The sequence below is a fragment of the Pantoea sp. X-Soil-OKNW-713 genome, from assembly GCF_059730685.1.
Genome location: NZ_AP035995.1, coordinates 1,174,805 through 1,192,025, shown reverse-complemented (window position 1 = coordinate 1,192,025; position 17,221 = coordinate 1,174,805). Strand labels below are relative to the sequence as shown.

Sequence of the window (17,221 nt, the reverse complement as noted above, 5' to 3'; positions counted from 1 at the left end):
TTCAGATTTTATAACTCTTTAAACCCTCAACGCAAAAACAAAATAAAACTTTAAAATACAATAAGTTATAATTATTTTATTGTTTTGTTCTGATGCGGTAATCGCCTTTTATGTCACAGGATTGTTGATCTTTAATATTCCATCCAGCCTGGCTACATCGCGCAGAAGACATTAAACGAAACCTTAACGAAAGTTGAAAAAGTTAACTCCCGCCATAAAAATTGCGGGCAATCAGTATTTAAACTGAATTCGTGATGCATATTTAACCCGGTAGTTAATTGATAAGGGCAAGGAAAATGAACAACTGGCCGGTGTTGGGTGCGTTGCTGTGCTGTTTGATTCTTATTGGTTGTAATAATAAAAAAATCACGGAGATGATAGTTCCTAACGTAATTAAGAGTTCTGTATTCAAGGATAATAATGTTGAAACCCTGCGCATCTTTGCGACACCGGGTAAAGATAGCCTGGCACTGAAAGGTGTCGGATCGTGGCGAGAACATGACGCTCAGAGCAGCCTGAAACTCAACGAGCATCCATACCCACTCGTCCCTTCCCCCCTTCACCGCGGCGATGCGCTGGAGGTGATTTTCAGCGTGCCGGAAAATCTGTTTATCAGCCTGGAGGGGCAAAACGCCAGCAGCTAGTCCCCCTTTACGTAACGGCGCGATAAATCGTGCCGTTACGTACTTATATTCTGTGAAGTAACTCCCAATTCTAATTCCTTGTCGAAATATTTATGTGATCTCACTGGCAATAAATTCGCCATCATCCATTAGCGTCTACCCGGCAATGCCCTGACATTATTATTCTGATTTAACTGTGTTCATCATTTTGAACATATTCCGTTCATGTTTTGGTATTTCTCCCCTCCTGATTTCTGGCTATAACAACCACAGAGCCAGCACCGACATAAATTCTGCGCAGAGGATAACAATGACAGTGCTCAACAAAAGACAAATAGAGTTAGTTAACTTACTGGCACTGGAGAATAGCTGGTTGCCGATGACCCAGGTAGCGCAACAGCTCAATATTTCTATCAGTACCATCCGTCGTGATGTGGAAGTGATTAACTTGTATTACCTGGGAAACAATAAAGTTATCAGCAAACCGGGACTGGGATTGAAATTAGATGTCAGTAGTACCCTTTCCGTACCACATGATACTAACGATGATGCCATGCTCGGCATTCTGAAAAGTAAGCGGCTGATCAGCATGACCACCGATTTACTCTCAGATTCGCCCGATCCTTTATCCATCAGTGCACTGGCGGAAAAATATTTTATCAGTCGCTCATCTATCGTTGAAGATTTGAAAAAGATTGAAATCTGGATTGAAAAGTTTTCCCTTGCGATCAGAAAAAACCATTCAGGAACTTTTATTTCCGGAACGGATTATAACATCAGAATGGCACTGAAAGAGATTATTACCCATAGCGTGCTGAGCAATTATCAGATGACCGACAGCCGCATCGACCGTTTTTCCAGGGTGCAACTTATTACTGAGTTTGGTCAGGAAAATGTTGCCAACTGTATGAACCTGATTGCCCTCATTGAGGAAGAGTTGCAAGGTTCAATCAGTGAGCCTTATTACACAAACTTATTTTCTCATCTGCTGGTCACGCTGCGCCGCAACTTACATCCCGGCAGAAATATGGCGGAACAAACGGTTTTTATTCGTTACGATAACCGGGAATGGCGCATTGCCGAAAATGCTATCCTCTGGCTGGAAAATGAATACCAAACCCGTTTTCCGGCTATCGAAGTCAATTATATTTACCAATATATTATTTCATCTGGCATGCACCCTGTCACCGTGGCAGAAACAGAGAATAACCCTCATGATTGCACCGCGATGGAATATGCCGGTTTGCTGGTTAACCGACTCTCCGCCTCACTGGATATCGATTTTTCCCGTGATAGTGGATTAAAAAAAGCGCTGGCTTCCCATATAAAACCGATGTTGAACCGTCTGGTTTACGGGATTGTTATCCATAATCCGTTGCTGGAAGAGATCCGTAACGAATTTAATCAGGTATTTACGGCGGTGAAACAAACCGCATTCGCGATCCATCAGGAGCAGCATCTTGCTCTGCCTTCTGACGACGAAATTGCCTGGCTGACTATCTATATTCAGAACGCGCTGGAAAAAACCAAAGCAAAAAAACGGGTCATTCTGGTCTGCTCCAGTGGTATCGGTACTTCACAACTGTTATCCAGCCGTATTAACCGTGCCTTTCCCGAATGGGAGATTATCGATATTGTCCCTGGCGCCCGTCTCAAACAGACACTGCAAAGCCAGCACTGCGATCTGATTATTTCCACCATTCGCTTAGACGATATTGAATTGCCTGTCGCCTATGTTTCGGCGCTCTTTTCCAGAAATGATATTGCTCGCGTTGTTGAATGCCTGGGAACCGATATAACCCGTAAGGAGAAATGTGATGCTCGATAAAATTGTGGTCGCAGATTTGTTAAGCCGTTCCTGTGTGCTGACCGATTTGGTTGCTAAAGACAAACTCGAAGTTATTGAGAAAATGACAGATTGTCTTTACTCCGAGCAGGTAATCACCAATAAGGCCGGTTTTATCCATGATGTACTGGCGCGCGAGGAATTGGGTTCCACTGGATTTGAAAACCAGATTGCGATCCCGCATGGGAAATCATCCTGGGTGAAAGAAACCCGTATTGCGGTTGCCAAACTCAGCTCCCCTGTCGACTGGGAAACGATGGACAGTTCCGACGTCAAACTGGTTATTCTTTTTGCCGTCAAAGATGCTGACAGCGGTGCAGGTCATATCCGGGTACTGGCTAAAATATCGATCGCCCTCGGTGACGATGACACCGTGGATAAACTTATCAATTCGCAAACTAAGGAGGAGCTTTATGATTTAATCGTCAATCATAGCGAAGAATAATAATTTTCATCAGGAGAGCATAATGAACATCATAGCCATTACCGCCTGCCCTACAGGCGTTGCTCACACCTATCTTGCCGAAGCAAATTTAAAAAAGAATGCCAAAAAGATGGGTGTCGATATCCTTGTCGAAACACAAGGTGCGGTTGAAAGTGAATATATCCTGACCTCGGACGATATTAAAAAGGCCGACACGGTATTAATTGCTGCGGATAAAGTGATTGACCTTTCGCGCTTTAGTGGCAAGAAAATTATTCGGGTGCCGGTTACCCGTGCAGCAAAAGATGCACAGGGATTATTAAATGATATTCTGTCAGGAAAAATAAAATCAGAGTTACTGGAACTCAAAAATAGCCGTAGCCATAGCGAATCTGAATCAACGGATCAAAGCCGGTCATGGTTTTCACAAATCTATGTCCATCTAATTACTGGCGTAAACCTGATGATCCCGTTTGTGGTCGCCGGTGGTATTTTAATTGCCCTGAGTTTTTCATTCGGTATTACCGCGGCGACACCAGGCGATCCGCATTTCAGTCCACTGGCGAAGATGTTTTCTGATATTGGCGGCGGCGCGGCTTTTGCCCTGATGCTACCGATACTTTCTCTCGGGATCAGTAAATCGATCAGCGGCAATATGGGGATTGTGTCGGGTGCCGTCGGCGGGATGTTGGCCATTCACACCGGGTCGGGCTTTCTCGGCGCGCTGTTAGCGGGTTTCCTCGCCGGTTACGTTACTTTCGCCATCGTGAAATATGTCAACCTGCCCAAAGCGTTGGCGGGCCTGAAACCGATTCTGATCGTGCCATTGCTCAGCGTGTTGATTACCGGCGCATTGATGATTTTTGTCGTCGGTGAACCGATCAAAGTGCTGCTTCAGGCTCTGACCACCTTTCTGGAAAATCTCGGCAATACCAACGCCGCGATTATGGGGCTGCTGATTGGCATGATGGTGGCGTTCGATATGGGCGGCCCGTTAAATAAAACCGTCTGCATGTTTGCCATTGGCTTAATGTCCTCCGGAATCTATGAACCGATTGCTGCCTGTATGGCCGCCGGGATGGTACCGCCGCTGGGTATTGCACTGGCCACCCTGCTGTTCAGACAGAAATTCACCCATCAGGAGAGAGAAACCGGGAAAGTCACCTGGGTGCTGGGCCTGTCATTTATCACTGAAGGAGCCATCCCCTACGCCGTGGCCGATCCGCTGCGCGTGATCCCCGCGATTGTGGCCGGTTCAGGTCTGGCAGGCGCGCTCTCTATGGCGCTGGGTTGCGGCTCCCGCGCCCCGCACGGCGGCATCTTCGTGATGTTTATCCCGAATGTCATCACCCATGTCGTTGCCTATGCCTGCGCCATCGCCGCCGGTGCCATTTTGACCGCGCTGATTCTCCGTTTTGTCAAAAAAGATTGTCAGGAACTTCCACAAGAGGGTTAAGTGATGTTGATGAATATGAAAGATTTACTCCAGGTTGCGCAGCAGAATAAGTTTGGCGTCGGCGCCTTCAATATTGCTTCCGCCGAATTTGCGCGCCTGGTGATTGAGGTCGCGGAAAAACTGCAATCTCCGGTGATTTTAGAGGTACACCCGGATGAGCATGAATTTGTCGGCGATGCATTTATTGTCTATTTGCGCGAACTGGCGAGCAATGCATCGGTGCCAGTGGTTATCCATCAGGATCACGGCCAGTCGCTGGAACAGGTGATGCGCGCCATTCGCACCGGCTACACCTCGGTGATGATCGATGCCTCTGCGTTCCCGCTGGAGGAGAACATCGCCATCACCCGCAAAGTGACTGAGGTGGCGCACACGGTGAATGTGTCTGTCGAAGCGGAACTCGGCACCATTGGTGTGGCGCAGGGCAGCGCAGAAGGTGGACACAACGAAATCCTCTACACCGATCCCGCGCAGGCTGAACGTTTTGTCCGAGAAACTGGCGTCGATACCCTGGCGGTGGCGATAGGCACGTCACATGGCCTCTATCCGCCAGGTATGCAACCCAAACTGGATATTGATCGCCTGAAAGCGATCCAGCAACGCCTGTCGATTCCGCTGGTACTGCATGGCGGTTCCGGTAACAAAGACAGCGAAGTGGCGGAGTCGATTCAATATGGCGTCGGCAAAATCAATATCTCCAGCGATATGAAAAAAGCCTTCTTCGTGGCGCTGGAAGAATCCATGAAATCACCAAGCCATGAGCCAAGCAGCCTGTTTATTCAACCGATGGCTTCGGCTCGCGCGGTAGTGGAACATAAAATGAAGCTGTTTTCTTCGGTGGGTAAAGCGGAGCTTTATCATTAATTAACAGCACATGCCGTAGCGGCGCGATTTATCGCGCGGGTTTTGGTTACGAAAAAACCGCGCGATAAATCGCACCGCTACGGATCATGACTACTCCACGCGCCCAATCTCCGGTGCCAGAATCCATTCGGCGCTGTCGTTCCACACGTCCATTTTCACGATCAATCCCTCGCGCACTTCATAACGATCCAGATAACGATTACCGGCAAAGGGTCGACCATCCGGCCACTCGCCATACAGGGTGCCGTTGGAGTACACCACAACGTGATCGCCGCGATCCATCCAGTCAAATTGTCCGACGGACTTCTTCACCCATTTATAGCGTGCACCGTTGAAGTCCGTGATCCCTTTGGTGGTGGGAAACTCACGTTTCCCGGTAAAGGTAATACTTACCTGCGGATGCATAAAGGTCGCTGCCAGCACCGCATCGGGAGCCATAGATGCTGCTAAAAACCCCTTAACCACCTCAACCGCTTGCTCAATCTCAGACATAAAACCTCCTGATGTGAATTTGCACAACGCTGGCGCATCAGCACCACAATGGCGCAACTTTGCCGCTAACTTGCGGGATAAACCGCCTGTTTTTAAGCAATAACAAACTGGCATCGAAATTGCTAGAAATAAAAATATTATTGCTAGCAATCCACATGAGGTGAGTGATGTCCGGAAAATCGTTACTGAAAAACTGGCGTTTATGCGCTGCCGCCACCCTGATGACCATGATGTCAGCGAGCGTGCTGGCAGCCGATCCGATCAAAGTCGGTCTGGTCACGGCACTGTCAGGTCAATCGGCTAAATCGGGCGAGGCGCTGACCCGTGGGCTGACCATCGCCATCAACGAGATCAATGCGGCAGGTGGTGTGAAAGGCCATCCGCTGGAGCTGGTGCGCCGTGATGATGAAAGCAACCCCGGCAAAGGGATGCTGGCTGCGCGCGAATTGATCCAGCGTGAAAAAGTTGCCGTGCTGTTCGGCGGCCTGGACACCCCCGTCTCGCTGGCGATCGTACCGCTGGCGAATCAATTGAAGACCCCTTTTGTCGGCTTGTGGGCCGCAGGCACCGGCATCACCCATAACGGTGCGAAGGAGAACTACGTGTTCCGCGTCTCCGCAGTGGATGAACTGGTGGATGAAGCACTGGTGGAATACGCCAGCGAAAAGAAAGGCATGAAAAAAGCCGGCATGATCCTGGTAAACAATCCGTGGGGGGAATCGAACGAGAAGGGTTTCCGCGCGGCATTGCAGAAAAACAACATCCCGGTAGCCGGGGTTGAACGTATCGAAGACAGTGATGTGGACCTGGTGCCGCAACTGACCCGCCTGAAAAATGACGGTGCCGATACCCTGCTGATGGTCGGCAACGTCGGACCTTCGGCGCAGGTAGTGAAATCGCTGCATAAGATGAACTGGCAGGTACCGGTCGTTTCGCACTGGGGACCCGCTGGCGGTCGCTTCAGCGAGCTGGCTGGCCCAGGTGCCGATCAGGTGACCTTTATCCAGACCTTTGTCTTTACCGACCATAACTCGGCCAAAGGCAACCAGGTGATGGATGAACTGAAAAAACAGTATCCACAAATCAAAGGCTTGGCAGATGTCACACCGGCGGTGGGCATCGCCAATGCTTACGATGCCATGCACCTGACCGCCCTGGCGCTGAACAACGCCACCAGCCTCGATGGCACCGCCATTCGCAATGGTTTCTACGCCATCAAGGATTATGACGGCCTGATTAAACATTATCAGCAACCGTTCACCGTGCAGCAACACGATGCCCTGGGACCGAAAGACTACGTGTTTGCCCGGTTTGAAGGCGAGCAGATCCTGCCAGTTACCCAGTAAGGAGAAGGATAATGTGGAGTACCGCCCTGTCCACCGGACTTAGCCTCGGCAGCATGTATGCCCTGCTGGCGCTCGGCTTTCATATCACCTGGATTGTGTCCCGCACCCTGAACTTTGCTCAGGGCAGCGCCATGATGGTGGGCGCAACCCTCGGTTACAGCCTGTACGTGACTTTCGGCTGGCCGTTGTGGCTGGCTCTGCCCGCCACGTTGCTGTGCTGCGCCTTGTATGGCGTGGTGATTGAACGCCTGCTGGTACGGCCATTTGTGGCACGCAATTCGGAAGCCTGGCTGATGGCGACGGTGGCGGGCGGGATCCTCGTCGATAACCTGGCGATGTTTACTTTCGGCAAAGAGCCGCGCCAGTTCCCGGTGACCGACGTCACCTTTACGTTGTTTGGCAGCTCATGGTCACTAATCAACCTGCTGATCCCGCTGACCGGCGTGGTAATCGTGGTGGCTCTGACCGTGATCCGCCGTTACAGCCGCATCGGCAAAGTGCTGGAAGCCACGGTACAGAACCCGCGCGCTGCGCAGTTAATGGGCATTCGGGTGAATACCGTGGTGGCAGTGGCGTTCGCCCTCTCCACCGTGTTTGCCGCGCTGGCTGGCCTGCTGATCGCGCCGTTGTTCAGCATCCAAAGCGATATGGGCACCTTATTCGGCCTGAAAGCCTTCGCGGTGGCGATCCTCGGCGGTCTTGCCAGCAGCAGCGGCATCTGGATCGCCGGGTTGCTGTTTGGCCTCAGTGAAGCGCTGGTTACGCTGTGGTTTGGCTCCGCCTTCACGCAAATCTTCACCTTCTCGCTGGTGATTCTGGCACTGGCGCTGCGCCCGAACGGGTTGTTCGGGCAAAAATTAAGGGTCAAAGTATGATCAAAACCCTCCCCCTCGCTGCGCTGGCGCTGATCAGCCTGCTGCTGCCCTTCGTGCTCGGCAGCTATGCGCTGCTGGTGTTCTCCCTGTTTGCCCTCGCCGTCACTACGGTGGTCGGGCTGAATATTCTGCTGGGGCTAAGCGGACAAATCTCCTTCGGCCACATCGCCTTCTACGCGCTCGGAGCCTACATTTCGGCGGCGTTGACCATGAATGGCGTGCCGCTCGGCGTCGCCATGTTGGTGGCGATGGTGGTATGTGGCGTGATTGGCGGTTTACTGGCCATCCCGGCGCTGCGTGTCAGCGGTCCGTTTCTGGCGATGATTACCATCGCTTTTGCGCTGGTGGTGCGCCATGTGTTGATTGAATGGCGTGAGGTGACCGGCGGCTCGAATGGATTGATGGGCATCCCGATGCCCGACTTTGGCCCGATCGATCCCAATATCGGACTGGCCTTATGCTGCGCCGTGCTGATGCTGGCAGCGCTGGCGCTGTTTGCCCGCCTGCAAGGCAGCCAATGGGGACTGGCGATGCGTGCCGTCAAGGCCAGTGAGATTGCTGCCCGTTCGCTGGGCTTTAACCCGGTGGTCAGTAAAACGCTGGCGTTCGCGCTTTCTGCCATGCTCGCCAGCGCCGCCGGTACTTTCGTTGCGCCGTTGATGATGTTTATCAACCCGGATTCTTTCCCCTTCGCACAGTCGATCCTGTTTGTGTTGGCAGTGGTGGTTGGCGGTAGCGGTACGCTATTCGGCCCACTGCTGGGCGCGTTATTGATTGTGGTGCTGCCGGAGCTGCTGTCCTCGTTCGCGGAATATCGCCTGCTGATTTTTGCCGTGTTGCTACTCAGCGTGCTGTGGCTGGCACCGCGTGGCCTGCTCGGTACGCTGGCGCGCTGGCTGGCGAAACCCGCTGCGCAATTCGCCCCTGCAACACCCGACGAAGCCCTGCTGCAACGTCACTTCCAGCGTGGCGGCAATGATGTGTTGAATGTCGAGGGGATCGGCATCCGTTTTGGTGGCGTCCAGGCGGCCAACGATGTCAGCTTCAAAGTGCGTGCCGGTGAGATCCTCGGCCTGATGGGGCCAAACGGCGCCGGAAAAACCACGGTGCTGAATATGATCAGCGGCTTTTATCGTGCCGACAGCGGCAGCATTCGCCTGCAACAGGAACTGCGTGGTCAGCCTGCCTGGCGCGTCGCACGCGCCGGGATCGCCCGCACCTACCAAACCACCCAACTGTTCGGCGGAATGAGCGTGCTGGAAAACCTGCTGGTGGCCCAGCAGCGTGGCCGCCAGGGACTGCCGTGGCGACACCCGGCGCAGCAGCAACGGGAGGTTGCGCTGGCACTGCTGGCGTTGGTTGGTTATCGCGGTTCGGTGCATACCCCGGCAGAAGATCTGCCGCATGTTGATCGTCGGCTGGTGGAGATTGCCCGGGCGCTGGCGCTCGATCCTGCCCTGCTGCTGCTGGATGAACCCGCAGCCGGACTGAGTCGGGAAGAAACGGATGCCCTGATCCCGCTGTTGCGCCGACTGGCAAAATTTGGTCTGGCAGTGATCGTGGTTGAACACGATATGGCGCTGGTGATGGCGGTCAGCGATCGTCTGCAAGTGCTGGATGCCGGTAAACCCCTGGCACAAGGCAGTCCGGCAGAGGTGCAGCGCAATCCGGCGGTGATCGCTGCCTATCTCGGCGGCACCGAGTATCGCGGCAAACCGCGCGTGATGCCGTTGCGCAGCAGCGGCGAACCGGGGCTGGTGGTGGATAAACTGACGCTCGACTATGGCGCTGCGCCGGTGGTGCGTAATGTCAGCTTCACCGTCAATCCGGGCGAAACCGTGGCGATTCTCGGTGCCAACGGAGCCGGGAAATCCACCATTCTGCAAACGCTGGCCGGGCTGCATCCGGCACGCAGCGGAGCCATTTATCTGCACGATCATTCGATCAAAGAACTCAACGCCGCCCAAATCGCCGCTCGCGGTCTGGCGCTGGTGCCGGAAGGACGCCAGTTGTTCCCGCAAATGACGGTGCTGGATAACCTGTTGATCGGCCAGTATGCCTGTAGCGAACGACTCGATCCGCAGGCGGAAGTGGAGGCGATCCTGCGCCGCTTCCCGCGCCTGCGCGATCGCCTGCACAGCCAGGCTGGGCTGCTCTCCGGCGGCGAACAACAGATGGTCGCGATTGGCCGTGGCCTGATGTCGCGCCCCTCAATTTTGCTGCTGGATGAACCCAGCCTCGGCCTGTCACCTGCGATGATTGGCGAACTGTATGACGCGCTGGCCGGGTTACGTAATGAAGGCGTCACGCTGCTGCTGGTCGATCAGATGGCAAATCTCGCCCTGACCATTGCCGACCGTGCGCTGGTGCTGGAATCGGGTGAAGTGGTGAAAGCCGGACGCGCGCAGGATCTGCTGGCGCAGGCGGATCTGGCAGAAGCCTGGCTGGGAGCAGGGAACGCATGAAACGGCTGAACATCATCAATGCCCGATTACCGGGCGCAGAGGCGTTGCAAACGCTGTACATCGCCAACGAACATTTTGTCGCTGCACATAATGAACCGGCGGAGACGCTGGATCTGGCGGGTGCGCTGGTGCTGCCCGGTCTGCTGGAAACCCATATCCACCTCGATAAAGCCTGCATCATCGATCGCTGCCGCCAGCAGGAGGGTACGCTGGCGGAGGCGATACGTGAAACCGCGCGCGCCAAAGCCGATTTCAATGAGGAGGACGTTTATCAACGTGGTGCCCGCGTGCTGGAACAAGCCATTATTCAGGGCACCACGCGCATGCGTACCCATATCGAGATCGATCCGGTGATTGGTCTGACCGGTTTTCGCGCCATCCGCCGTTTGCAGGCAGATTACGCCTGGGCGCTGGATCTGCAACTTTGCGTATTTCCGCAGGAAGGGATGCTGAATAATCCAGGCACAGAGACGCTGCTGTGCGAAGCGCTGGCATCGGGTGCGGATCTGCTGGGCGGCTGCCCGTATACCGACAGCGATCCAATTGGTCAGATCCAGCGGCTGTTTGCCTTAGCCCAACGCTATGATGTCGATCTCGATTTTCATCTCGATTTCGATCTGTCGCCAGAAAACCGGCTGATCGATAGCGTGATTGAGGAGACAGAACGTGCAGGCTGGGGCGGTCGGGTTACCGTCGGGCACGTTACCAAGTTATCGATTCTGGATATCGAGCCACTGCGTGCATTAGGCCGGAGGCTCGCTGATGCGGGGGTGCAGGTTACCGCCCTGCCCGCCACCGATCTGTTTCTCACCGCACGCGATCGCTTTGCCCTGCAACCGCGCGGCGTCGCACCGCTGGATGAGCTGGATCGCTGTGGCGTGGTATGTTCCCTCTCCACCAACAATATCGCCAATCCCTTTACCCCGTTTGGCGATGCCTCACTGGTACGCCAGGCCAACCTGTTCGCCAACGTGCGTCAATTGGGAACCCAGGGAGATTTGCTGCGATGCCTGAGCTGGATCTCCAGCCAGTCGGCAAAGCTGTTGCGCTTAACCGACTATGGCCTGACGCCAGGCTGCCTGGCCGATATGGTGATATTTGATGTGACACACGCCGGGCAAATTGTGGCGCAGATTGCCCCACCAATCGCCGGTTTTAAACGTGGCAGACAAACCTTCAACCGCCCGCAGGCTGTGCTCAATAGACCTTAACGGGTATGTGGCCCCCCTCCTTCTCCCGCTTACGGGGGAAGGTCGGGATGAGGGCGACTGACCGCTCGTACCCCGTTTACAGCAGTGCCTGGCTCAGCGACAGCTCCTCGGATACCACTTCGGTTAAATCCAGTTCCGCTTCCAGTTCATTCAGATGCGCCAGCATGATTTGCTGCGCTTCTTCGGTGTTGCCCGTTTTTAACGCCGTAAGGATCGCACCGTGCTCGGCGCACTGGCATGACGGCACATCATTACGCTGATACAGCGCGACAATCAGCGAACTGCGCACCATCAGGTTTGACAGAATTTCACTCAATACTTTGTTGCCGCTAACTTTTGCCAACAACAGGTGAAAGGCACTCAACTCACGCACGATATCACGACGATCCTGCTGCCCGGTGGCGGCATGTTCGGCCTTTTGCTGCGCATCGATATCATCGGCAAACTGCGCCATCTGCGTGGGGGTTATCGACGCCACAATCGCGCTCTCAATCGCCCGCCGGGCAATAAAGATCTCCCGCGCTTCCTGCGCTTCAGGATGCGCCACCATCGCACCGATATTGGGTTCGATAGTCACGATATGCTGCAACGCCAGACGTTGTAGCGCCGCCTGCACATGGTTGCGATTGGCTTTTAGCGCCTCGACAATTTGCGCCTCGACTAACCGCCTGCCTGGCTTTAGACGATGCTGCGCGATAGCGAGCGAGAGCGCATCAACGATACGCTGCACTTCACGCTGCTTCGCGGTGGCGACCTGACTCATTCTGACCTCATCCGGGGGTGTTAATGCCTCGATATTAACATCTCCAGGGCTGCTTGCTGAATGCATTATTCTCTCACCAGGGCAACAAGCGTAAACGGCAGAGGTGGCATCGCCTCACCACTTAACGCGATGAGGAAGCCTGCTTCATTTAATGCAAACAGGGGGACAACGCCGTGATTCTTTTCGAGGTAATCTGTCCAGCCAAAATTTTCATTCAGGTTGGTTGCTTTTAGATAGCCGCCCGTTGAAAGCAGCTGATTCAGCTTTTCCCAGGTTATCCCTGCCCCTAATAGCCGGGTCTGGCGACCGAAACGGCTTTTTCTGGTAGTGGAACTGGCCTTATCACCTGCGTCAGAACGTACCGTGAACACATGTTCCGAACCTAATAAATGACTGAAATGATAGACACTTAATGCGTTACGATGCTGGTCAGGCGATAAAGCAAAAACCTGAGCAATGCTGCTGATATCCAATGAGTTTTCTGCATGTTCCGACCACGGATTTCCGTAATAGGCGGGTAAACCTTCCATGCGAGCAAGCCGACAATATTCCCAATTGTTGTCGGCTAGCTGCACCGGGATACCGATTTTCTTTAACGCTATCCCAAATGAACGCGCCACTTCATCAGCACTGGTGATCATCACACCGCGAGGTTTACGCTGCTGTACCTTGAGTAAACGAGCAAGAGGGGAGCTGGTCAGGCTTTGAATCACCACTGTGCCGATGATGACAGCAAACACGACAGTGACCAGTTGATTTGCGCCTGGATAGCCGTTTCGCTCCAGCGTTAAGGCAAAAAGAGAACTTACAGCCGCCGCCACAATGCCTCGCGGGGCGATCCAGCTCAATAATAATTTCTCCCGTACCTTAAGCTGAGAGCCCAGGGTTGCCAAAACAATACATAATGGCCGCGCCACCAATTGGACAATCAATAACATGCCCAGTAGCGGCCATCCCATTTGCATAAGTGAATGAAGATCAAGACGCGCCGCAAGGATGATAAATAACGCCGAGATAAGGATGGCCGACAACTCTTCTTTAAATGCCAGGATATCGCTGATATCCACATCCCGCATATTTGCCAGCCATACACCTGCAACGGTGACCGTCATCAGTCCAGCCTCATCGGCAATTGCATTAGATAGACCAAAAGAGGCCAGGATTACGGCCAGTACGGCGAAATTTTGCAGATAAACGGGTATCCAGGCCCGTTTCAGGGCATTACCTAACAACCAACCGGCAATTCCACCCAGCAAGACCCCGACAGAAAGCGTCTTTATTAGTGTTGCCAACAGATGAAACCAGGTATTAGTTTCCTGCCGTAAGGTAATAAATTCAAATACCAGCAGGGTGAAGATAGCGCCCACTGGATCGATCACAATACCTTCCCAACGCAATATTTGATTAATAGCCGCATTGGGTCGTACCACCCGCATTAAGGGGGCAATCACTGTTGGCCCAGTCACCACAGTAACGGCGCCGATGAGTGCGGAGATCTCAGGAGTGAGTTGTAAAATCCCCCAGCACGCCAGGCTCACCACCACAAAAGTAGCCAGCATCCCGACAGTCACCAGATTACGGATAACCCTCCCCAAGCCTTTGACATCACTGAAACGTAGTGTCAGTGCTCCCTCGAACAAAATAATGGCTACCGCCAATGACACCAAGGGAAACAGCAGATTACCGAATAAGGCATCTGGCTTAAGAATCTGTGTCACCGGTCCCAGCAGAATGCCACACAACAGCAGGGTCAAAATCGCTGGTAAACGTATGAGCCAGGCAATCCACTGCGCCACCAGAGAGGTAAAACCAATTATGACCAACAGCAGAGGCACTGATAATTCCATGATCAGACCCTTAATTCATGATTAGTGTCGTGTCGGATAGCATAGTTGGCATTTTCGGGAGTGTCAGTTACGGACAGGCCAGGTCCGAAATAATTGTCAGATATCAATATTTACCAAATAAAAAGGCGGAATCGCTTCTGTCTTATTTTGTTTATTTGGTATAACAACATCACAAACTTGTCATACATCTACCTGATTATCAGGGTTATGCTGAGATAACCGATGGCACTGTCAGATTCTACTCAGGAAACCACCCCGCAAAAGCCACGCCACGATGCGGATCGCATCTCCGGCCTGGCGCTACTGGTTGCCAGCGCATTTTTTATGGAATTCCTCGATGGCACGGTGATCGCCACCGCGTTACCGGACATGGCCAAAGCGTTTGGCGTCTCCGCTATCGATCTGAATATCGGCATCAGCGCCTATCTGCTAACGCTGGCGGTGCTGATCCCGGCCAATGGCTGGGTGGCGGAACGCTTTGGTGCGCGTAATGTCTTCAGCCTCGCGTTAACCATTTTCACCCTGTCATCACTGTTTTGCGGCCTGACGCATAACGTCACTGAATTTGTGTTGATGCGTATCTTACAGGGCATTGGCGGTGCCATGATGGTGCCGGTTGGCCGTCTGGTGGTACTGCGCACCACGCCTAAAGATCAGCTGATCAAAGCCATCGCCACCCTGACGTGGCCCGCGCTGGTCGCCCCGATCATTGGGCCGCCGCTCGGCGGGTTTATCACTACCTACGCCAGTTGGCACTGGATCTTTTTCCTCAATGTGCCGCTGGGGATTATCGCCATCATCCTGGCGCTGCGCATGATGCCAAATGACTCGGCTCACCAGCATCGCCCATTCGATGTCACCGGTTTTATCGCTACCGGTGTCACCATGCTGTGCCTGGTGGCTGGCCTGGAAATGTTGAGCCAGCAAAGCGCCAGCCTGGCTGCCGCAGCCGTGACGATTGCACTTGGACTGGCAACGCTGGTGTGGAGCATCCGCCATTTGCGCCGCAGCAAAGCGCCGCTGATTAGTCTGTCATCGCTTTCCGTGCCCTCTTTCCGCATCACCATGCGTGGTGGCTTCCTGCTACGTGCCACTATCAGCTCCGCTCCTTTTATGCTGCCGCTGATGTTCCAGGTCGGTTTCGGCATGAATGCCTTTCAAGCCGGTTCGTTGGTGCTGGCGGTGTTTGCCGGTAACCTGGCGATGAAACCCGCCACCACGCCACTGATTCGCTATTTTGGCTTCCGTAAGCTGCTGATTGGAAACGGTGTGGTTTGTGTGCTGACGCTGCTGCTGTGTGCGTTTTTGACGCCGACTTCACCGCATGTGATTACGCTGGTACTGCTATTTATGGGCGGATTAAGTCGTTCGATGCAGTTTACCGGGATCAGCTCACTGGCTTTTGCCGAGGTGCCCGCGCAGGAGATGAGTTCGGCGAATACGCTGTTTAGTACCTCCTTACAGTTGGCGAGCGGGCTGGGGGTAACGCTGGGAGCGTTGTGTATCCGGCTGGGGACGGTGTTGGGGGATGAGTTTGGTTACGCGGCGGTACCAGGGATAGGGTTTAAAGTGGGGTTTGGGGTGATTGCCCTGATTACGCTGATTGGGGTGTGGGATATGGTGCGGCTGGAGCCGGCAGCGGGGGAGCGTGTTTCTCAGCGACAACGTTAATCCCGACCTGAGAACAGGTCGGGATAGTCTGGTTATCGCACCGCTGCTTTCGCCTGTTTGATCCAACCATCGAAAGTAGCCTGGTGTGCCTTGATCCAACCATCTACATGTCGTTGAATATCGGCTGCAGAGGATTCACCTTCATGCATACGTTGATTCTGTGCATTGACATCAGCAAGGGGTAATTTCACGATGGCAAACAATTTCGCTGCTGCCGGGTTTTTAGCCGCCCATTCTTTGTTAGCAACTACATGCTCATTATTAGGTTTGAAACCGTAATTTTTCCCATTAGGCAATGCAGTATCTTCATTTTTCTGAGAGCCTGGCGTAACAGAAAAAGGCACGGTCAACCAGACAACATCTTTTCCTGGTTTTAATTCATCACTGACCCAATATGGCGTCCAGGTGAAATACAGAACTGGTTTCCCAGACTTATAGCGCGTCAGGGTATCTGCGATGATGGCGGAATAATTCCCTTGGTTCTGCTGCACTGTACCACTTAAACCATAAGCTTTAATTTGTGCATCAATCACCTGTCCACAAACCCAGCCAGGATTACAACCCGCCAGATCCGCTTTTCCATCGCCATTCGCATCAAACAATTTAGCTATTTTCGGATCTTTAAACTGTGAAATATCTGTAATGTGATACTTATCTGCCGTTTTTTTATCAATCAGGTATCCCTGTGCCGCACCTGTTATATAGCTACCTTCGCGATAAAATTTATTATCACCACCGGCAGCATTGTACATGTCTTTCTGCAACGGCTCCCAGTTTACCGCCATGTAAGTTGCATCTCCGGCAGCGATAGCGGTATACGCAACGTTATAGTCCACTTCCTCAGTGGGCTTGACATCATAACCCAACTTTTCCAATGCCCGGTTGATTAACTCAGTCTGGAAGGATTCTTCAGGCAATGTACTCTGTACCGGGTGTACGTCTACTCCTTTCCCTGGTAAATCTGCGGCAAAAACTACAGATGAAGAGAATAAAGCAGCGACGGGTAATAATATTAATTTTCTTCTGGTCATAATAATGGCCTTTTTTCTGACTATGATATGGCGGGAAAGTCTTTCCATACAGAAAGAGAATTGAATGATGACAAACAACCTGATGGGATAGCGCGAAGTTGATAACGGCACATGGAATAAAGAAAGATAGCGGAAAATTTTAAAATCGGACCAAGGCAACCTGAAATCATCATTGTTATTTTCTTCCAGACGCTTTCGCTTTCAGTTATTTGCGAAGCCCTGAATCCACCCTCAAATAATTCAACATCCATTTACCATAACACATAAATCACATCATGCAACCTCTAACGGGGATAATGAGAAAAAC

The 17,221-nt window shown here is 52.8% G+C and carries 14 protein-coding genes; 10 read left to right on the top strand and 4 right to left on the bottom strand.

Features of this window, described 5'->3' with window-relative positions:
* Positions 1 to 296: 296 nt before the first annotated feature.
* From AC6I8R_RS05405 to AC6I8R_RS05385, 5 genes are all read left to right on the top strand, one after another.
* Positions 297 to 644 (top strand): hypothetical protein, encoded by a 348-nt coding sequence (locus tag AC6I8R_RS05405; RefSeq protein WP_415173241.1) that lies wholly within the window; start codon positions 297 to 299, stop codon positions 642 to 644.
* Between the two features lie 289 nt (positions 645 to 933).
* Entirely contained in the window at positions 934 to 2,451 is a 1,518-nt protein-coding gene (locus AC6I8R_RS05400; RefSeq protein ID WP_415173242.1) for a BglG family transcription antiterminator, read from the top strand.
* Entirely contained in the window at positions 2,441 to 2,914 is a 474-nt protein-coding gene (locus tag AC6I8R_RS05395) for a PTS sugar transporter subunit IIA (RefSeq protein WP_021182341.1), read from the top strand. The genes AC6I8R_RS05400 and AC6I8R_RS05395 overlap by 11 nt, the downstream gene beginning before the upstream one ends.
* 22 nt (positions 2,915 to 2,936) lie before the next feature.
* Positions 2,937 to 4,349, top strand: a complete 1,413-nt coding sequence (locus AC6I8R_RS05390) for a PTS fructose transporter subunit IIC (protein WP_497831991.1) — start codon at positions 2,937 to 2,939, stop codon at positions 4,347 to 4,349.
* 3 nt (positions 4,350 to 4,352) lie between these two features.
* Positions 4,353 to 5,213 (top strand): ketose-bisphosphate aldolase, encoded by an 861-nt coding sequence (locus AC6I8R_RS05385; RefSeq protein WP_021182339.1) that lies wholly within the window; start codon positions 4,353 to 4,355, stop codon positions 5,211 to 5,213.
* A gap of 90 nt (positions 5,214 to 5,303) precedes the next feature.
* Here AC6I8R_RS05385 and AC6I8R_RS05380 read toward each other — a convergent pair whose 3' ends face one another.
* Positions 5,304 to 5,705, bottom strand: a complete 402-nt coding sequence (locus AC6I8R_RS05380) for a nuclear transport factor 2 family protein (protein WP_021182338.1) — start codon at positions 5,703 to 5,705, stop codon at positions 5,304 to 5,306.
* A gap of 167 nt (positions 5,706 to 5,872) precedes the next feature.
* On the opposite strand from AC6I8R_RS05380, the gene AC6I8R_RS05375 reads away from it, so the two are divergent.
* From AC6I8R_RS05375 to AC6I8R_RS05360, 4 genes are read left to right on the top strand one after another with little or no spacing between them, the layout of a single operon-like run.
* Entirely contained in the window at positions 5,873 to 7,051 is a 1,179-nt protein-coding gene (locus AC6I8R_RS05375) for an ABC transporter substrate-binding protein (protein WP_021182337.1), read from the top strand.
* Positions 7,052 to 7,062: 11 nt separating this feature from the next.
* On the top strand, positions 7,063 to 7,926 hold the full coding sequence (locus AC6I8R_RS05370; RefSeq protein WP_021182336.1) for a branched-chain amino acid ABC transporter permease: 864 nt from the start codon (positions 7,063 to 7,065) through the stop codon (positions 7,924 to 7,926).
* Positions 7,923 to 10,391, top strand: coding sequence for a branched-chain amino acid ABC transporter ATP-binding protein/permease (locus AC6I8R_RS05365; RefSeq protein WP_415173218.1), 2,469 nt, complete (start codon positions 7,923 to 7,925; stop codon positions 10,389 to 10,391). Before AC6I8R_RS05370 ends, AC6I8R_RS05365 begins: the two co-directional genes overlap by 4 nt.
* A complete protein-coding gene (locus tag AC6I8R_RS05360; RefSeq protein WP_497831990.1) occupies positions 10,388 to 11,602 on the top strand; it encodes an amidohydrolase family protein in 1,215 nt (404 codons plus the stop codon). Before AC6I8R_RS05365 ends, AC6I8R_RS05360 begins: the two co-directional genes overlap by 4 nt.
* 76 nt (positions 11,603 to 11,678) lie before the next feature.
* Here AC6I8R_RS05360 and AC6I8R_RS05355 read toward each other — a convergent pair whose 3' ends face one another.
* Positions 11,679 to 12,365 (bottom strand): GntR family transcriptional regulator, encoded by a 687-nt coding sequence (locus AC6I8R_RS05355; RefSeq protein ID WP_497831989.1) that lies wholly within the window; start codon positions 12,363 to 12,365, stop codon positions 11,679 to 11,681.
* Positions 12,366 to 12,430: 65 nt separating this feature from the next.
* A complete protein-coding gene (locus tag AC6I8R_RS05350; RefSeq protein WP_415173220.1) occupies positions 12,431 to 14,212 on the bottom strand; it encodes a cation:proton antiporter in 1,782 nt (593 codons plus the stop codon).
* A gap of 222 nt (positions 14,213 to 14,434) precedes the next feature.
* Here AC6I8R_RS05350 and AC6I8R_RS05345 point away from each other — a divergent pair, with 222 nt between their 5' ends.
* On the top strand, positions 14,435 to 15,883 hold the full coding sequence (locus AC6I8R_RS05345) for an MFS transporter (protein WP_497831988.1): 1,449 nt from the start codon (positions 14,435 to 14,437) through the stop codon (positions 15,881 to 15,883).
* A 32-nt stretch (positions 15,884 to 15,915) separates the two neighbouring features.
* On the opposite strand, the gene proX is transcribed toward AC6I8R_RS05345, so the two are convergent.
* Positions 15,916 to 16,914, bottom strand: coding sequence for a glycine betaine/L-proline ABC transporter substrate-binding protein ProX (gene proX / locus AC6I8R_RS05340; protein ID WP_415173224.1), 999 nt, complete (start codon positions 16,912 to 16,914; stop codon positions 15,916 to 15,918).
* Positions 16,915 to 17,221 lie beyond the last annotated feature (307 nt).

Excerpts from the sequence above, each read along its gene's own strand:
- AC6I8R_RS05350 (WP_415173220.1), bottom strand. The coding sequence starts at position 14,212 with ATGGAATTATCAGTGCCTCTGCTGTTGGTCATAATTGGTTTTACCTCT.
- AC6I8R_RS05345 (WP_497831988.1), top strand. The coding sequence starts at position 14,435 with ATGGCACTGTCAGATTCTACTCAGGAAACCACCCCGCAAAAGCCACGC.
- AC6I8R_RS05355 (WP_497831989.1), bottom strand. The coding sequence starts at position 12,365 with ATGAGTCAGGTCGCCACCGCGAAGCAGCGTGAAGTGCAGCGTATCGTT.
- AC6I8R_RS05390 (WP_497831991.1), top strand. The coding sequence starts at position 2,937 with ATGAACATCATAGCCATTACCGCCTGCCCTACAGGCGTTGCTCACACC.
- AC6I8R_RS05375 (WP_021182337.1), top strand. The coding sequence starts at position 5,873 with ATGTCCGGAAAATCGTTACTGAAAAACTGGCGTTTATGCGCTGCCGCC.
- proX (WP_415173224.1), bottom strand. The coding sequence starts at position 16,914 with ATGACCAGAAGAAAATTAATATTATTACCCGTCGCTGCTTTATTCTCT.
- AC6I8R_RS05380 (WP_021182338.1), bottom strand. The coding sequence starts at position 5,705 with ATGTCTGAGATTGAGCAAGCGGTTGAGGTGGTTAAGGGGTTTTTAGCA.
- AC6I8R_RS05385 (WP_021182339.1), top strand. The coding sequence starts at position 4,353 with ATGTTGATGAATATGAAAGATTTACTCCAGGTTGCGCAGCAGAATAAG.
- AC6I8R_RS05370 (WP_021182336.1), top strand. The coding sequence starts at position 7,063 with ATGTGGAGTACCGCCCTGTCCACCGGACTTAGCCTCGGCAGCATGTAT.
- AC6I8R_RS05360 (WP_497831990.1), top strand. The coding sequence starts at position 10,388 with ATGAAACGGCTGAACATCATCAATGCCCGATTACCGGGCGCAGAGGCG.
- AC6I8R_RS05405 (WP_415173241.1), top strand. The coding sequence starts at position 297 with ATGAACAACTGGCCGGTGTTGGGTGCGTTGCTGTGCTGTTTGATTCTT.
- AC6I8R_RS05400 (WP_415173242.1), top strand. The coding sequence starts at position 934 with ATGACAGTGCTCAACAAAAGACAAATAGAGTTAGTTAACTTACTGGCA.
- AC6I8R_RS05395 (WP_021182341.1), top strand. The coding sequence starts at position 2,441 with ATGCTCGATAAAATTGTGGTCGCAGATTTGTTAAGCCGTTCCTGTGTG.
- AC6I8R_RS05365 (WP_415173218.1), top strand. The coding sequence starts at position 7,923 with ATGATCAAAACCCTCCCCCTCGCTGCGCTGGCGCTGATCAGCCTGCTG.